The 15,145-nt window shown below is 68.8% G+C and carries 15 protein-coding genes and 1 pseudogene; 13 read left to right on the forward strand and 3 right to left on the reverse strand.

All coding sequences use genetic code 11. The features are described 5' to 3' along the window. Window positions 1–318 (forward strand): annotated as a pseudogene (locus ACYQ0J_RS04285) (IS200/IS605 family accessory protein TnpB-related protein); the annotation flags it as partial. 11 nt (window positions 319–329) lie between these two features. Here ACYQ0J_RS04285 and ACYQ0J_RS04290 read toward each other — a convergent pair. The 3 genes from ACYQ0J_RS04290 to ACYQ0J_RS04300 form a co-directional block, all read right to left on the reverse strand. After that, complete coding sequence (locus ACYQ0J_RS04290) at window positions 330–473, reverse strand: hypothetical protein (protein ID WP_460170945.1); 144 nt, start codon at window positions 471–473, stop codon at window positions 330–332. Between the two features lie 122 nt (window positions 474–595). After that, a complete protein-coding gene (locus tag ACYQ0J_RS04295; protein WP_460170946.1) occupies window positions 596–1,027 on the reverse strand; it encodes a hypothetical protein in 432 nt (143 codons plus the stop codon). A gap of 102 nt (window positions 1,028–1,129) precedes the next feature. Next, entirely contained in the window at window positions 1,130–2,503 is a 1,374-nt protein-coding gene (locus ACYQ0J_RS04300; protein ID WP_460170947.1) for a PucR family transcriptional regulator, read from the reverse strand. Between the two features lie 144 nt (window positions 2,504–2,647). Here ACYQ0J_RS04300 and hpaI point away from each other — a divergent pair, with 144 nt between their 5' ends. The 12 genes from hpaI (at window position 2,648) to ACYQ0J_RS04360 (ending at window position 15,145) form a co-directional block, all read left to right on the forward strand. After that, the gene (gene hpaI, locus ACYQ0J_RS04305) at window positions 2,648–3,541 is read left to right on the forward strand and encodes a 2,4-dihydroxyhept-2-ene-1,7-dioic acid aldolase (protein ID WP_460170948.1); all 894 of its coding nucleotides are present in this window, start codon (window positions 2,648–2,650) and stop codon (window positions 3,539–3,541) included. Beyond that, a complete protein-coding gene (locus tag ACYQ0J_RS04310) occupies window positions 3,538–4,278 on the forward strand; it encodes a fumarylacetoacetate hydrolase family protein (protein WP_460170949.1) in 741 nt (246 codons plus the stop codon). The genes hpaI and ACYQ0J_RS04310 overlap by 4 nt, the downstream gene beginning before the upstream one ends. Beyond that, the gene (gene hpaE / locus ACYQ0J_RS04315) at window positions 4,275–5,822 is read left to right on the forward strand and encodes a 5-carboxymethyl-2-hydroxymuconate semialdehyde dehydrogenase (RefSeq protein WP_460170950.1); all 1,548 of its coding nucleotides are present in this window, start codon (window positions 4,275–4,277) and stop codon (window positions 5,820–5,822) included. Before ACYQ0J_RS04310 ends, hpaE begins: the two co-directional genes overlap by 4 nt. 10 nt (window positions 5,823–5,832) lie before the next feature. Beyond that, window positions 5,833–7,284, forward strand: a complete 1,452-nt coding sequence (gene hpaB / locus ACYQ0J_RS04320; protein ID WP_460170951.1) for a 4-hydroxyphenylacetate 3-monooxygenase, oxygenase component — start codon at window positions 5,833–5,835, stop codon at window positions 7,282–7,284. Next, entirely contained in the window at window positions 7,281–7,739 is a 459-nt protein-coding gene (gene hpaC / locus ACYQ0J_RS04325; protein ID WP_460170952.1) for a 4-hydroxyphenylacetate 3-monooxygenase reductase subunit, read from the forward strand. Before hpaB ends, hpaC begins: the two co-directional genes overlap by 4 nt. Then, window positions 7,727–8,686: a 3,4-dihydroxyphenylacetate 2,3-dioxygenase gene (gene hpaD / locus ACYQ0J_RS04330; RefSeq protein WP_460170953.1), complete on the forward strand. Its 960-nt coding sequence runs from the start codon at window positions 7,727–7,729 to the stop codon at window positions 8,684–8,686. Before hpaC ends, hpaD begins: the two co-directional genes overlap by 13 nt. A gap of 128 nt (window positions 8,687–8,814) precedes the next feature. Beyond that, window positions 8,815–9,987: an ABC transporter substrate-binding protein gene (locus ACYQ0J_RS04335; protein WP_460170954.1), complete on the forward strand. Its 1,173-nt coding sequence runs from the start codon at window positions 8,815–8,817 to the stop codon at window positions 9,985–9,987. 3 nt (window positions 9,988–9,990) lie between these two features. Further along, window positions 9,991–10,968, forward strand: coding sequence for a branched-chain amino acid ABC transporter permease (locus ACYQ0J_RS04340; RefSeq protein ID WP_460170955.1), 978 nt, complete (start codon window positions 9,991–9,993; stop codon window positions 10,966–10,968). Next, window positions 10,968–12,719, forward strand: a complete 1,752-nt coding sequence (locus tag ACYQ0J_RS04345) for a branched-chain amino acid ABC transporter ATP-binding protein/permease (protein ID WP_460170956.1) — start codon at window positions 10,968–10,970, stop codon at window positions 12,717–12,719. Before ACYQ0J_RS04340 ends, ACYQ0J_RS04345 begins: the two co-directional genes overlap by 1 nt. Then, complete coding sequence (locus tag ACYQ0J_RS04350) at window positions 12,719–13,444, forward strand: ABC transporter ATP-binding protein (protein WP_460170957.1); 726 nt, start codon at window positions 12,719–12,721, stop codon at window positions 13,442–13,444. The genes ACYQ0J_RS04345 and ACYQ0J_RS04350 overlap by 1 nt, the downstream gene beginning before the upstream one ends. Next, complete coding sequence (paaI, locus tag ACYQ0J_RS04355) at window positions 13,441–13,851, forward strand: hydroxyphenylacetyl-CoA thioesterase PaaI (RefSeq protein ID WP_460170958.1); 411 nt, start codon at window positions 13,441–13,443, stop codon at window positions 13,849–13,851. The genes ACYQ0J_RS04350 and paaI overlap by 4 nt, the downstream gene beginning before the upstream one ends. Beyond that, window positions 13,808–15,145 carry a phenylacetate--CoA ligase family protein gene (locus tag ACYQ0J_RS04360; RefSeq protein WP_460171142.1) on the forward strand — a complete coding sequence of 446 codons (1,338 nt, stop codon included), beginning with the start codon at window positions 13,808–13,810 and terminating at the stop codon, window positions 15,143–15,145. The genes paaI and ACYQ0J_RS04360 overlap by 44 nt, the downstream gene beginning before the upstream one ends.

Consider the following 15,145-nt stretch of genomic DNA (forward strand, 5'->3'; position numbering starts at 1 on the left):
AACGAGCGTGACAAGTCCCGCGGGGACAGCCTCTCCCGTGAGCTCAAGAGGGCTCAGGGGTCCCTGTCCCTGCTCTCAAGCCTTCAGGGCTCGCCGGGCGGCCGGGACGGGTTTACCGGGGGAAGGAAACGTCCCGGTACCAACGCCTGGAGGGTCCTGAGGGTAGGCCTCTTCCTTCCCCTCCTTGGGAAGACGGTGCCCCGTGACCTCTCCCCGTTGAAGGTCTTCCTTCACCTGGGAGCGTGGGAGGGGTGGAAGCCAGGCCTAGGTCCTCCTCCTGGTGGAGGGCTGGAGTGCGCTAGTGTGCGCTCTGTTTGACCAGGCAAGGACTAGTAACGGGCCAGAAGCTTAAAGGTTTCCAGATTTTTCTGAAGGATCTCCCGCATAAGGTCTTGCGCTTCCCTTTCTTGTAGGCCCTTCTTCTGCTGAAGGGGGAGCTTTCTTGCCTTCTTCTTGCTCTTGGCTTCCTTCATCGGGGTTTAGTATAGCACGACTTGGAGTCGGCCAGCTTCCCGGTATGGCGGGGCAGGTTAGGGCTTGGAGGGTTGGTTGGGGAGGAGATGATTTGCACAAGCCTGTTAAATCGTGATAAATCTCACTTGCGCCTGCCAAACCCATAGACCAGCTCATCCCCCTTCCGCACCACCAAGAGCAACGCCGCCCGGCCCAGGCTGTCCTTGAGCACGTACTTGGTGCGCACCTCCCCGTCCACCACCTTCTCCTCCTGGCCCTCTACGAAGTAGCCGGCGGCGGCGAAGGCGGTGAGCACCTGTTGCACGAAGGCGGCGTGGAGGCGGCTTGCGATCCCCTTGGCGGCGAAGGCCTCGAGGGCGTACCCCTTGGCCTCAGGGAAGCGGAGGAGGAGGGGGTCGGGGCTCCTGGCCCGGTAGCTTCCCGCGGGCAGGCGCACCGCCGGGTCCAGGCTCGAGGCCAGGGCCACCGCCCCGGTCACCTCCACCAGGGTCTGGGCGAACCCGCCGCCGGCGAGCACGGCCAGGGCCAACCACAAGGCCTTGAGCTTTTTCATAGAGATCATCTTACTACCCTTCCCTTCGCCCCGTTGCCCCCAAAACCCCCCAGACCCTCTTGCCGGGGCCCCCATGCGGGCCTGCGTCGGCATGGGGTGGTATTAGCCCACCAGGAGGTCCCGTGCCCGGAGGGCCAGGTGGATGCGGGCCAGGACCTCGGGGCGGGCCAGCGGCCCCAGCTTGGCCTCAATGCGCTTCAGGCGGTAGCGCAGGGTGTTGGGGTGGACGTGAAGGGCGGCGGCCGCCGCCTCCACCTGGCCCGAGGCCATGTAGACCTCCAGGGTCTTGAGGAGCTTGGGGGGGAGGGGCAGGTAGCGTTCCACCAAGGCCTTCAGGTCCTCCGGGGACTGCTGCAGGAGGACGAAGGCCACGGGGTCAAGGCCCGTAAAGGACAAGGCCTCCCCGGGGCGGGCCGCCTTGAGGGCGATGAGGGCCTCCCGGTAGGCCTCCTGCACCTCGCCCCCCGCGTGCACCGCCGAGTACCCCAGCCGGCTCCCCGGGGGAAGGGCTTCCAGGAGGGATTTAGCCTCCTTTTGGGGGCTGTGCACCTGCCACATGGCCGCCACCCGGTTCCCCCGCACCGCGAGGAGGTAGGGGACCCCCAGCCGATCCAGGTAGGTGCCGACCCGGCGCCAGAGCTCCAGGGTGGCCTCCCGCCTCCGCTCCTCCGCCAGGCGGTGGCGGCCCGGCACCTCCGGGGGCTCCACCAGGGCCAAGACCCACTCCACCCCCTCGGTGAAGCCGAAGGCGAAGAGGCGTTCCGGCTCGGCCTCGCCCAGGATGAGCCCCTCCAGAAGCGCCCCGCCCAGGGACTCCTCCCGCATCCTCTCCAGGGAGCGTTCCAGGGCCCGCACCTTCAGGAGGCGGGCCGCCACCTCCAGAAGCCCCCGGGCCTGGCGGAGGGTTTCCTCGTCCCCGTAGGCCACCAAGACCCCCGTCCCCGCCTCCAAGGCGAGCCAGCCCCGGCCCTCCCCGGCCTCCTTGGGGTGCTGCGGGGGAACGGGGCCGGCGAAGCCCAGAACCTCCCCCCAGGGGGCCACCCGGGCCAGGGCCAGGCCGGTGGCCTGGTAGAGGACCTCCAGGAAGGGGCGCTCGGGAAGCCTCAGGAAGAGGTCCAGTAGCCCCGCAAGCCCCAGGCCGGGACCCAGGGCGAAGAGGCGCAGGGCGATGGCCTTGGCCAGCTCCTCGCGCCGTAGCCAGGGGGGGTAGAGGGCCACCCCCAGGCCCTCCTGGCGGGCGAAGGCCTCCACCTCCGGGTCAGGGGCGGAGAGGAGGAAGCCGCTCGCGGTGCGGTAGCGCCAGAGGTTGCCCTCGGGGCGGAAGAGGAGGAGGGCCCCCTCCAGGGGGAGGAGAGGCCTGGCCTCCTCCAGCAGGTAGAGGACGGGGCGGGGGGAGGGGACCCGGACCTCGAGGCCAAGCCCCTGGGCCAGGGCCGAGAAGGCGTTGGAGCTTTGGGCAAAATCCTGCGGAAGCATCGTTTTGTTTTACAATAAACCCCCGGCAGGCCGGAGGCAAGGAGGGAGGGTTTGTAGCTTAGAACAAAGAAAGGCCATCTTTTGGTATAGCCCACGCTTGCCCCCTGGCCCCCCGGGGGCCATCCTGGAGGCGAAAGGAGCAGCATGTTCCGCGGGTCCATTCCTCCCTTACCCACGCCTTTTCTGCGGGGCCAGTTGGACGAGGAGGCCCTGAGGCGCCTGGTGGAGCGGGCCATCCAGGGAGGCTCCCACGGGCTGAGCGTGGGGGGCACCACGGGCGAGCCCGGCACCCAGACCCTGGAGGAGCGCAAGCGCGCCATAGAGGTGGTCCTGGACCAGGCGGCGGGCCGGGTGCCCGTGATCCCGGGGACCGGGGCGCTTCGCCTGGAGGAGACCCTGGAGCTCACCCGCTTCGCCAAGGAGGCGGGGGCGCAAGGGGCTTTGGTCATCGTCCCCTACTACGTGAAGCCCAACCAGGAGGGGCTTTACCGCTACTTCGCCGAGGTGGCGCGCGCCGTCCCCGACTTCCCCCTCCTCATCTACAACATCCCGGGACGGGCCGGGGTGGAGATCGCCCCCAAGACCGTGGGGCGCCTGAGGCGGGACTTCCCCAACATCGTGGGTCTGAAGCACTCCTCCAAGGACCTGGAGTACCTCTCCCACCTCTTTTTGGAGGCGGGGCGGGACTTTTTGGTCTTCTGCGGCCTGGAAAGCCTCACCCTTCCCATGATGAGCCTGGGGGCGGTGGGGACCATCGCCGCCACCGCCAACTGGCTCCCCAAGGAGGTGGCCCTCCTCTGCGAAAGGGCGTTGGCGGGGGACTACGGGGGGGCGCGGGAGATGCACTTCTACCTCCTCGAGGCCAACGAGGCCATCTTCTGGGACACGAACCCCATTCCCCTGAAGACCGTGCTCTCCTGGATGGGGCTATTGGCGAAGGAGTGGCGGCCCCCCTTGGGCCCCACCACCCCGGAGGTGGAGGAAAGGCTTAGGCGCATGGCCGAGCGCTACGGCCTCATCCCCAAGGAGGCGGCGTGAAGCTCGCCCGCTTTCTCGCCAAGGGCAGGGCGCACCAGGGGGTCTACAGGGACGGCCTCCTCCTGGACGAGGCGGGGGAGGCCCACAGGCCCGAGGACGTCACCTGGCTCCTCCCCTTCACCCCGGGGAAGATCCTGGGGGTGGCCCTGAACTACCAAGGCCACGCGGAGGAGCTTGGCCTAGCGCGCCCCGAGGAGCCCGCCCTCTTCTGGAAACCCAACACGAGCCTCCTCCCCCACAAGGGGGTGGTCCTCTACCCCAAGGGGGCCCGGTTCGTCCACTACGAGGTGGAGCTCGCGGTGGTGGTGGGGCGGCCCATGAAGCGGGTGAAGGCCAAGGACGCCTTGGACTACGTGCTCGGCTACACCATCGCCAACGACCTGGTGGCCCGGGATTACGTAACCAACACCTTCCGCCCCCCCATAAGGGCCAAGGGGCGGGACACCTTCCTCCCCTTGGGGCCCTTCCTCGTGGTGGGGGAGGTAGAAGACCCCCAGGACCTTTGGCTTCGGGCCTACGTGAACGGGGAGCTCAGGCAGGAGGGGCACACCTCGGGGATGCTCTACTCCGTGGCCGAGCTTCTGGAGTTTATTTCCGAGTTCATGACCCTGGAGCCCTACGACGTGCTCCTCACCGGCACCCCTAAGGGCATCAGCCAGGTCTTCCCGGGGGACGTGATGCGTTTGGAAATCCAAGGCCTCGGCGCCCTGGAGAACCCCATAGAGGAGGAAGCATGAGGTACGCGGACCAGGTGGCCGGAATTCCCTGGGAAAGGATCGAGGAGATCCGGCAGCGCCTCAAGGAAAAGCCCGCCCTCCACTTCATCGCCGGGGAGTTTTCCCCCTCGGAAAGCGGAGAGACCTTCCCCTCCCTGGACCCCGCCACGAACGAGGTCTTGGGCCATGCGGCGAGGGGCGGGCCCAAGGAGGTGGACCGCGCGGCCAAGGCGGCCCACGAGGCCTTCCAAAGGTGGAGCCGCACCAAGGCCAAGGAGAGGAAGCGCTACCTCTTAAGGATCGCCGAGCTCATTGAAAAGCATGCCGACGAGCTTGCCGTGATGGAGTGCCTGGACGCGGGGCAGGTCTTAAGGATCGTGCGGGCCCAGGTGGCCCGGGCGGCGGAGAACTTCGCCTTCTACGCGGAGTACGCCGAGCACGCCATGGAGGACCGCACCTTACCCGTGGACCGGGACTGGCTCTACTACACCGTGCGGGTCCCCGCGGGCCCCGTGGGCATCATCACCCCCTGGAACGCCCCCCTCATGCTTTCCACCTGGCGCATCGCCCCCGCCCTCGCCTTCGGGAACACCGTGGTGCTGAAGCCCGCGGAGTGGAGCCCCTTCACCGCCACGAAGCTCGCGGAGATCCTCCAGGAGGCGGACCTGCCCCCTGGGGTCTTCAACCTGGTCCAGGGCTTCGGGGAGGAGGCGGGGGCGGCCCTGGTGGCCCACCCCCTCGTCCCCCTCCTCACCCTCACCGGGGAGACGGAGACGGGAAAGATCGTGATGCGAAACGCCGCGGACCACCTCAAGCGCCTCTCCCCGGAGCTCGGCGGCAAAAGCCCCGCCCTGGTCTTCGCCGACGCCGATTTGGATAGGGCCCTGGACGCCGTGGTCTTCCAGATCTTCTCCTTCAACGGGGAGAGGTGCACGGCAAGCTCCAGGCTCCTCGTGGAGGAGAAGATCTTTGAGGACTTCGTGGGGAAGGTGGCGGAAAGGGCCAGGGCCATCCGGGTGGGCCACCCCCTGGACCCCGAGACCGAGGTGGGGCCCCTGATCCACCCCGAGCACCTCCAAAGGGTCCTGGGCTACATCGAGGCGGGGAAGCGGGAAGGGGCGAGGCTCCTCGTGGGCGGGGAGCGGGCCAAGGTTTCCTTCCGGGGGGAGGACCTCTCCCGGGGGAACTACCTCCTTCCCACGGTCTTCGTGGGGGAGAACCACATGAAAATCGCCCAGGAGGAGATCTTCGGGCCCGTTCTCGTGGCCATCCCCTTCAAGGACGAGGAAGACGCCCTCAGGAAGGCGAACGACACCAAGTACGGCCTCGCCGCCTACGTCTTCACCCGGGACCTGGAAAGGGCCCACAGGCTCGCCTTGGAGCTCGAGGCGGGGATGGTCTACCTGAATAGCCACAACGTCCGCCACCTGCCCACGCCCTTCGGCGGGGTGAAGGGAAGCGGGGACCGGAGGGAGGGCGGCACCTACGCCCTGGACTTCTACACCGACCTCAAGACCGTGGCCCTCCCCCTCCGCTCCCCGCACGTGCCCAAGTTTGGGAAATAGGAGGTGCCCGATGGCAAGGACCGGAGCGGAGTACATCGAGGCCTTGAAGACGCGTCCCCCCAACCTCTGGTACAAGGGGGAGAAGGTGGAAGACCCCACCACCCATCCGGTCTTCCGGGGGATCGTGCGCACCATGGCCGCCCTCTACGACCTGCAGCACGACCCCCGCTACCGGGAGGCCCTCACCTACGAGGAGGAGGGGAAGCGGCACGGGATGAGCTTCCTCATCCCCAAGACCAAGGAGGACCTGAAGCGAAGGGGAAGGGCCTACAAGCTCTGGGCCGACCAGAACCTGGGGATGATGGGCCGGAGCCCCGACTACCTGAACGCCGTGGTCATGGCCTACGCGGCGAGCGCCCCCTACTTCGGGGAGTTCGCCGAGAACGTCCGGAACTACTACCGCTACCTCCGGGACCAGGACCTCGCCACCACCCACGCCCTCACCAACCCCCAGGTGAACCGGGCCAAGCCCCCTTCCGCCCAGCCCGACCCCTACATCCCCGTGGGGGTGGTGAAGCAGACGGAGAAGGGCATCGTGGTCCGGGGGGCCCGGATGACCGCCACCTTTCCCCTGGCGGACGAGGTCCTCATCTTCCCCTCCACCCTCCTCAAGGAGGGCCCTGGGGCGGAGAAGTACGCCATCGCCTTCGCCCTGCCCACCTCCACCCCCGGGCTCCACTTCGTCTGCCGGGAGGGCCTGGTGGGGGGGGAGAGCCCCTTCGACTACCCCCTCTCCAGCCGCCTGGAGGAGATGGACTGCCTGGTGATCTTTGACGACGTCCTCGTTCCCTGGGAGAGGGTCTTCATCCTGGGGAGCGTGGAGCTCTGCAACAACGCCTACGCGGCCACGGGGGCCCTGAACCACATGGCCCACCAGGTGGTGGTCCTGAAGACGGCGAAGACGGAGGCCTTCCTGGGGGTGGCCGCCCTCATGGCCGAGGGCATCGGGGCGGACGCCTACGCCCACGTGCAGGAGAAGATCGCGGAGATCATCGTCTACCTCGAGGCCATGAAGGCCTTCTGGACAAGGGCGGAGGAGGAGGCCAAGGCGAACGCCTACGGCCTCTTGGTCCCGGACCGGGGGGCCTTGGACGGGGCCAGGAACCTCTACCCGAGGCTCTACCCCAGGCTCCGGGAGATCCTGGAGCAGATCGGGGCTTCCGGCCTCATCACCCTGCCCTCGGAGAAGGACTTCAGAGGGCCTCTTGCCCCCCTCTTGGAGAAGCACCTGCAGGGGGCCACCCTGGAGGCCAAGGAGCGGGTGGCCCTCTTCCGCCTGGCCTGGGACATGACCCTTTCGGGGTTTGGGGCCAGGCAGGAGCTCTACGAGCGCTTCTTCTTCGGCGACCCCGTGCGCATGTACCAGACCCTCTACGGGGTCTACGACAAGGAGCCCTACAAGGAGCGCATACGGGGCTACCTGAAGGAGGCCCTGCGGGTCTTCGCGGAGGTGGAGGCGTGAGGGAGGAGAAGGCCCTCTTTAAGGAGGCCATGAGCCGCTTCGCCGCCGGGGTCACGGTGGTCGCCGCCCGCCACGGGGAGGAGGAAAGGGGGATGACCGCCACCGCCTTCATGTCCCTGAGCCTCGAGCCCCCCCTGGTGGCCCTGGGCATCGCCGAGGGGACCAGGCTCCTGCCCCTTTTGGCGCGGGCGGGAAGCTTCAGCGTGAGCCTCCTCCGGGAGGGGCAGGAGGCGGTCTCCGAGCACTTCGCCGGGAGGCCCAAGGAAGGGGTAGGCCTGGTGGAGGGGAGGGTGGCGGGGGCCCTGGCGGTCCTCAGGTGCCGGGTGGAGGCCATGCACCCCCACGGCGATCACCGCTTGGTGGTGGGCCGGGTGGAGGCGGTGGAGCTGGGGGAGATGGGAGGGCCCTTGCTGTACTTCGCCCGTGGCTACAGGAGGCTGGTATGGCCATCGTGAGGGTGGGGTTCATAGAGCTTTGGGTGCGGGACCTGGAGCGGAGCCTGGAGTTCTACCAGGGGCTTTTGGGCTTCCGCCTGGAGCGGCGCGAGGGGAAGACCGCCTACCTGCGGGGGTACGAGGAGCTGGAGTGGAGCCTCAAGCTCACCCAGGCGGAGGGGGCGGCGGTGCGGACCCTGGGCTTTAAGGTGGACGCCGAGGCAGGCCTGGAGCAGGCCCTGACCTGGGCCCGGCAGGAAGGCCTTCCCCACCGGCTGGAGTCCGATTGGGGGAGGCCGCGGGTGCTCAGGGTGCAGGACCCCTTCGGCTACCCCTTGGCCTTTTACTTTGCGGCCGAGAAGCTCCCCCGCGTCCTACAGGACTACCACGAGTACCGGGGTCCAGGGGTTTTGCGCCTAGACCACGTGAACGTCTTTTCCCCGGTGGTGGGGGAGGCCACCCGGTACTACCGGGAATACCTGGGCTTCCGCCTCACCGAGTACACGGAGGACGACCAGGGAAGGCTCTGGGCCAGCTGGCTCCACCGCAAGGGGAACGTGCACGACATCGCCTTCACCAACGGGGAGGGGCCCAGGCTCCACCACTTCGCCTACTGGCTCCCCGACCCCCTCGCCGTGCTGAGGGCGGCGGACATCCTGGCGGGGGCGAGGCGCACGGACCAGATAGAGCGGGGCCCCGGGCGGCACGGGATCTCCAACGCCATGTTCCTCTACCTACGGGACCCCGACGGCCACCGCATAGAGCTCTACACCTCCGACTACCTCACCGTGGACCCCGACCTGCCCCCGGTGCGCTGGAGCCTCAACGACCCCCGCCGCCAGACCCTCTGGGGGCACCGCACGCCCAGGAGCTGGTTCCTGGAGGGGAGCCTCCTTCTGGACCTCGAGGACCGCCCTGTGCCCACCCGGCCCTCGGCCCTCGAGGGGATTCCCGAGCACGTGATCTAGGGGCTTGGCGCCCGGTTCCACCCCGGGCCTTGACGGGACAAAGGTCCCTCCCTAGACTGGAAGGCGAACCGAACGGCCGTTAGTTAGACCCGATCCGGGTCCATCCCGGTGGGAAAAGGAGGTAGAGCATGAAGCGTTGGTTGGCGATGGCGTTGGTGCTGGGCCTGGCAGCCTCGGCCCAGGAGGTGCTGAAGGTGGGCGTGGTGGTCTCGGCCACGGGGCCCGCCGCTTCCTTAGGCATCCCCGAGCGGAACACCTTCCTCATGCTCCAGGAGACCCTGGACCGCACCAGGGGGGTGGCGGGCCGGAAGGTGCAGTTCGTCATCCTGGACGATGCCTCGGACACCACCCAGGCGGTGCGGAACACCAGGAGACTCGTGGAGGAAGGGGTGGTGGCCGTCATCGGCACCACCACCACCCCGGCCTCCTTGGGCATGATCCCCGTGGTGGCCGAGGCCAAGGTGCCCATGATCTCCCTGGCGGCCAGCAAGGACATCATCCACCCCGTGGACGCCCAGCGCTTCTGGGTCTTCAAGACCCCCCAGACCGAGGAGCTCATGGCCCGGGCCATCGTGGCGGACATGGTGGCCAGGGGAGTGAAGACCGTGGGCTACATCGGCTTCAACGACGCCTACGGGGAGGGCTGGGCCCGCTTCTTCGAGGCCGAGGCCAAGGCCAAGGGCCTGCAGGTGGTGGCGAGCGAGCGCTACGCCCGCACGGACACCAGCGTCACCGGCCAGGCCTTGAGGATCATCGCCCGCAGGCCCGACGCGGTCCTCATCGGGGCGAGCGGCACCCCGGCGGTCCTTCCCCAGCGCACCCTGAAGGAGCGGGGCTACGCGGGCCTCATCTACCAGACCCACGGGGTGGCCAACCCCGACTTCCTCCGGGTGGGCGGCAGGGACGTGGAGGGCACCCTCCTCCCCGCGGGGCCCATCCTGGTGGCCGAGCAGCTTCCCTCCGCCTACCCCACCAAGCGGGTGGCCCTGGACTACATCCAGCGCTACGAGGCCAAGTACGGCATCGGCAGCTACTCCACCTTCGGGGCCCACGCCTGGGACGCTTGGCTCATCCTGCGCCCCGCCCTGGAGCGGGCCCTGAGGCGGGCCGATCCCGCCAAGGACTTGGCCGCCTTCCGCGCCGCCCTTCGGGACGAGATTGAGGCCACCAAGGGCGTGGTGGGCACCCACGGCGTCTTCACCTTCAGCAAGGAGGACCACCTGGGCCTCCGCTTTGAGGACGCGGCGGTGATGGTGCGGGTGGAAGGGGGCCGCTGGAAGCTGGAACGCACCTTCCGATAAGCCATGGACGCCACCATCCTCGGCTTCCTCCTCCTGGACGGGCTGCAGAACGGGGTCGTCTACGGCCTCCTGGCCCTCTCCTTGGTCCTGGTCTTCGCCGTGACCCGGGTCATCCTGGTGCCCATCGGGGAACTCTTGATGTTCGCTCCCCTTTCCCTAGTGTGGCTCCTCTCCGGCAAGCTCCCCGGCACCCTCTGGCTGGCCTTGGCCCTGGGGGTGGCCTGGGCCTTCCTGGCCCGGGGGCGGGGGGCCGCCCTGCCCCTCCTGGGGGGGCTTGGCCTTCTTTTCCTCTTCCTTCTGGCCCTGCGGATGCCCCCGCTGGCCCACTTGGCCGCGGTGTCCCTGGTGGTCTACCTGGGGGTGGCCACCTACCGGGTCTTCTTCCAGCCCATGCGGGAGGCCACGGTCCTGGCCTTCCTCATCATGGCCGTGGGCCTGCACGTGGCCTACCAGGGGCTTGGGCTCGTCTTCTTCGGTCCGGAGCAGTTCCGCCCCGAGCCCCTCCTGAAGGGGGAGGTGCTTTTGGGCCTTTCCTGGCAGGGGGTCTTGGTGATCGCCTTTGCCCTGGTGAGCGTTTTGGGCCTCTACCTGTTCTTCCGCCTCTCCCTCTTCGGCAAGGCCCTCCTGGCGGCGGCGGAGAACCGGCTTGGGGCCAGGCTCTCGGGGATCCCGCCCCAGGAAGCGGGGATGGTGGCCTTCGGCATCGCCAGTTTTCTGGCGGCCCTTTCCGGCCTCCTCCTGGCCCCCCTGATCAACGCCGCCTACTTCATGGGCTTCATGCTGGGCCTGAAGGGGTTCGTGGCCGCCATCCTGGGGGGGCTCATGAGCTACCCGGTGGCCCTCCTGGGGGCCTTGCTGGTGGGCCTCTTTGAGAGCTTCGCCAGCTTCTACGCCAGCGCCTACAAGGAGGCCTTGGTCTTCCTGCTCCTGGTGCCCGCCCTCTTCTACCAGAGCTTCAAGGTGCGGACGGTGGAGGAGTGATGCGCTACCTCTGGTTTGGCCTGCTCTTGCTCCCCTTGGCCCTCTCGCCCTTCCCCTTCTACCTGACCCTCCTCAACTTCTTCGCCCTCTCGGCCATGGTGGCCCTGTCCCTGTACGTGCTCACGGGCCTGGCGGGGATGACCAGCTTCGCCCAGGCGGCCTTCATGGGGATGGGGGCCTACGCCACCGCCCTCCTCACGGTGAGGGCGGGGCTTTCCCCCTGGTTCGGCCTGGCGGCGGGGCTCGCCCTTTCCCTGCTCCTGGCCCTGGTCCTGGGCGCGCTCACCGTGCGCCTCAAGGGGCACTTCCTTCCCCTCTCCACCATCGCCTGGCAGGTGGCCCTCTACATCCTGGCGGGGAACCTGGTGGGGCTCACCGGGGGGCACACGGGGCTCACGGACCTCCCGGCCCTGAGCCTTCTGGGCCTCCCCCTGGACACGGGTTTCCGCTACGCCCTCTTCTCCCTGGGCCTTTTGGTCCTCCTCATCCTCACCCTTTACAACCTGCGGCAAAGCCGCCTGGGGAGGGCCCTTTTGGCCATGCGGGGGGACGCTTTGGCCGCGGCCAGCTTTGGGGTGGACCCGGCGCGGCTGCGCCTGCAGGCCTTCCTCCTCTCCGGGGCCATCGCTGGGCTTGCCGGGTTCCTCTACGCCCACTTCCTCCGCTTCGTGAACCCCACCCCCTTCTCCCTGGAGGCCTCCATCAAGTACCTGGTGATGGCCGTGGCCGGGGGCGTGGGGACGATCCCCGGGGTGGTGCTGGGGGCGGCCTTCTTCACCGGCCTGGAGGACTGGCTGAAGGACCTCCTCCCCTTGCTTTTGGGCCGGCAGGGCAACTACGAGACCATCGGCTACGGCCTGGTCCTGGCCCTGATCCTCATCCTGGCGCCCCAGGGCCTTTGGCCCCTTTGGGAGAAGCGGCTTCCCCGGGGGGCCTTGCGCCTGCCCCGGGCGGAGCCCCTGCCCCGGAAGGCCCCGGAGGGCCGGCGGGGCGAGGTGGTGTTGGCGGCGGAGGGGCTCAAGAAGGCCTTCGGGGGGCTCCTTGCCGTGAACAGCGTCTCCTTCCAACTAAGGCGGGGGGAGATCCTGGCCCTCATCGGCCCCAACGGGGCGGGCAAGACCACCACCTTCAACCTCATCACCGGGGCCATCCCCCCGGACGGGGGCCGGGTGTGGCTTTTGGGGCGGGAGGTCACCGGCCTTCCCCCCCAGCGCATCCACCCCCTGGGCCTGGGGCGTACCTTCCAGCACCCCCACCTCTTCCCCCAGCTCACCGTGTTGGAGAACGCCGCCCTGGGCACCTACGGCCGGACCCGGTCCGGGCTCTTGCGGACCCTTCTGGGCCTGCACCGGGAGGAGGAGGAGAGGGCCCTCGCCAGCGCCTACCAGGCCCTGAGGCGCGTGGGCCTGGAGGGCCTGGCCTTGGAGCGGGCCGAGGGGTTGCCGGTGGGGCAGCAAAGGCTTTTGGAGATCGCCAGGCTCCTGGCCTCGGGGGCGGAGGTGCTCCTTTTGGACGAGCCGGGGGCGGGGCTGAGGGCCCGGGAGAAGCGGGAGCTGGCCTCCCTCCTGCGCTCCTTGGCCCGGGAGGGGTACACCATCCTCATCGTGGACCACGACATGGACCTGATCATGGGGCTCGCGGACCGGGTGGTGGTGATGAACTACGGGGAGAAGATCGCCGAGGGGACGCCCGAGGAGGTGCAGAAGAACCCCCTGGTCCGGGCCGCCTACCTGGGGGAGGAGGCGGCGTGATGCTTCAGGTGGAGAGGCTCACCGTGCGCTACGGCCCCCTGGAGGCGGTCCGGGAGGTGGGCTTCGCCCTGAAGGAGGGGGAGGCCCTCACCCTCATCGGCCCCAACGGGGCGGGGAAGACCTCGGTCCTGAGGGGGCTTTTGGGGCTGGCTCGGGCCGAGGGCCGGGTGGTCCTGGAGGGGGAGGAGCTCAAGGCGCGAAGCCCGGAGGGGCTTCTGGAGCGGGGCCTGGTCCTGGTCCCCGAGGGCCGGGCCCTCTTCCCCGGCCTCTCCGTGGAGGACAACCTCCTCCTGGGAGGCTTCGCCCGCTACCGCCGGCGGGGCCACCTGCGGCCGGACCTGGAGCGGGTGTACGCCCTCTTCCCCCGGCTTTTGGAGAGGCGGCGGCAACCCGCGGGCACCCTCTCCGGGGGGGAGCAGCAAATGTTAGCCATCGGCCGGGCCCTCATGGCCCGGCCCCGGATCCTGCTTCTGGACGAGCCCTCCTTGGGCCTCGCCCCCCTGATGGTGCGGGAGATCTACCGCATCCTGGCCGAACTCAAGCGGGAGGGCACCACCCTGCTTCTGGTGGAGCAGAACGCCAAGGTGGCCCTCTCCTTGGCGGACCGGGGGCTGGTCCTCGAGGCGGGGGAGGTGGTCCTGGCGGGCCCGGCGGAGGCCCTGCGCCAGGACAGGCGGGTGGTGGAGGCCTACCTGGGCCTGGCCCGGGAGGTGGAGGAGGGATGAGGGACGCCTTCATGGAGGCCCTGGGCCTTTCCCTCCGCCACCTGGGCCCGGGGGAGGCGGTGGTGGCGGGGGTGGTGGGGGAGGCCCACCTGAACCTGCACGGCACCGCCCACGGGGGCTTTCTCTACGCCCTGGCGGACAGCGCCTTCGCCCTGGCCAGCAACTCCCGGGGGCCCGCCGTGGCCCTCTCCTGCCGCATGGACTACTTCCGGCCCCTTAGGGCGGGGGCGCGGGTGGAGGCCCGGGCTAAGGAGGTCAGCCTCTCTCGGCGCACGGCCACCTACCAGGTGGAGGTGGTCTCCGAGGGCAGGCTCGTGGCCCTTTTCACGGGAACGGTCTTTCGCTTGGGAGGTGAGGGGGATGATGTACCAGCCGGAACTGGAAACCCTGCCCAGGGAGAAGCTTAGGGCGCTTCAGGAAGGAAGGCTTCGCCGCGTGGTGGCCTACGTCTACGGGCGCGTTCCCTTCTACAGGAGGCTTCTGGACGAGGCCGGGGTGGACCCCAAGCGGTTTAGGGGCCTGGAGGACCTCCCCAGGCTCCCCTTCACCCGCAAGGACCACCTGCGGGAGAACTACCCCTTCGGCCTCTTCGCCGTGCCCCGGGAGGAGGTGGCCAGGATCCACGCCTCTAGCGGCACCACCGGCAAGCCCACCGTGGTGGGCTACACCAAGGGCGACCTCAAGGTCTTTGCCGAGGTGGTGGCCCGCTCCTTGGCCGCGGCCGGGGCGAGGCCCGGGATGATGCTCCACAATGCCTACGGCTACGGCCTCTTCACCGGGGGCCTCGGCCTCCACGGGGGGGCGGAGGCCTTGGGGATGACGGTGGTGCCGGTCTCCGGGGGGATGACGGAAAGGCAAGTCATGCTCATCCAGGACTTCCGCCCCCAGGTCATCTCCTGCACCCCCTCCTACGCCCAGACCCTGGCGGAGGAGTTCAAAAAGCGGGGGGTTTCCCCGGAGGCGCTCTCCTTGGAATACGCCGTCCTGGGCGCCGAGCCCTGGACCGAGGCCATAAGGAAGCAGGTGGACGAGGGGCTTGGGGTGAGGAGCACCAACATCTACGGCCTCTCCGAGATCATCGGCCCCGGCGTTTCCAACGAGTGCGTGGAGGAGCGCCAGGGAAGCCACGTCTGGGAGGACCACTTCCTCCCCGAGGTGGTGGACCCCGAAACCGGCGAGCCCCTCCCCGAAGGCCGGGTGGGGGTCTTGGTCTTCACCACCCTCAGCAAGGAGGCCATGCCCCTTCTCCGCTACTGGACGGGGGACCTCACTTACCTCACCTACGAGGCCTGCGCCTGCGGCCGCACCCACGCGCGCATGGGGCCCATCCTGGGCCGCACGGACGACATGCTCATCATCCGGGGGGTGAACGTCTACCCCACCCAGGTGGAGGCGGTCCTTCTGGGCATCCCGGAGGTGGAGCCCTACTACCAGATCGTGGTGCGGCGGGAGGGCACCCTGGATGAGGCCGAGCTCAAGGTGGAGGTCGCGGAGGCCTTCTTCCGGGAGATCGGCCAAAAGGCCCTATCCGACGAGGTGATTGAGGCGGACCACCGCCTGCACGCCCTGAGAGAGAAGGTGGCCCGCAAGGTCAAGGACACCATCGGGGTCAGCCTCAAGGTCACCCTCCTCCTCCCGGGGGAGGCCCCGCGGAGCGAGGGGGGGAAGCTGAGGCGCGTCCTGGACCTGAGGAAAGCCTAG

The organism is Thermus sp. FJN-A, assembly GCF_054655095.1.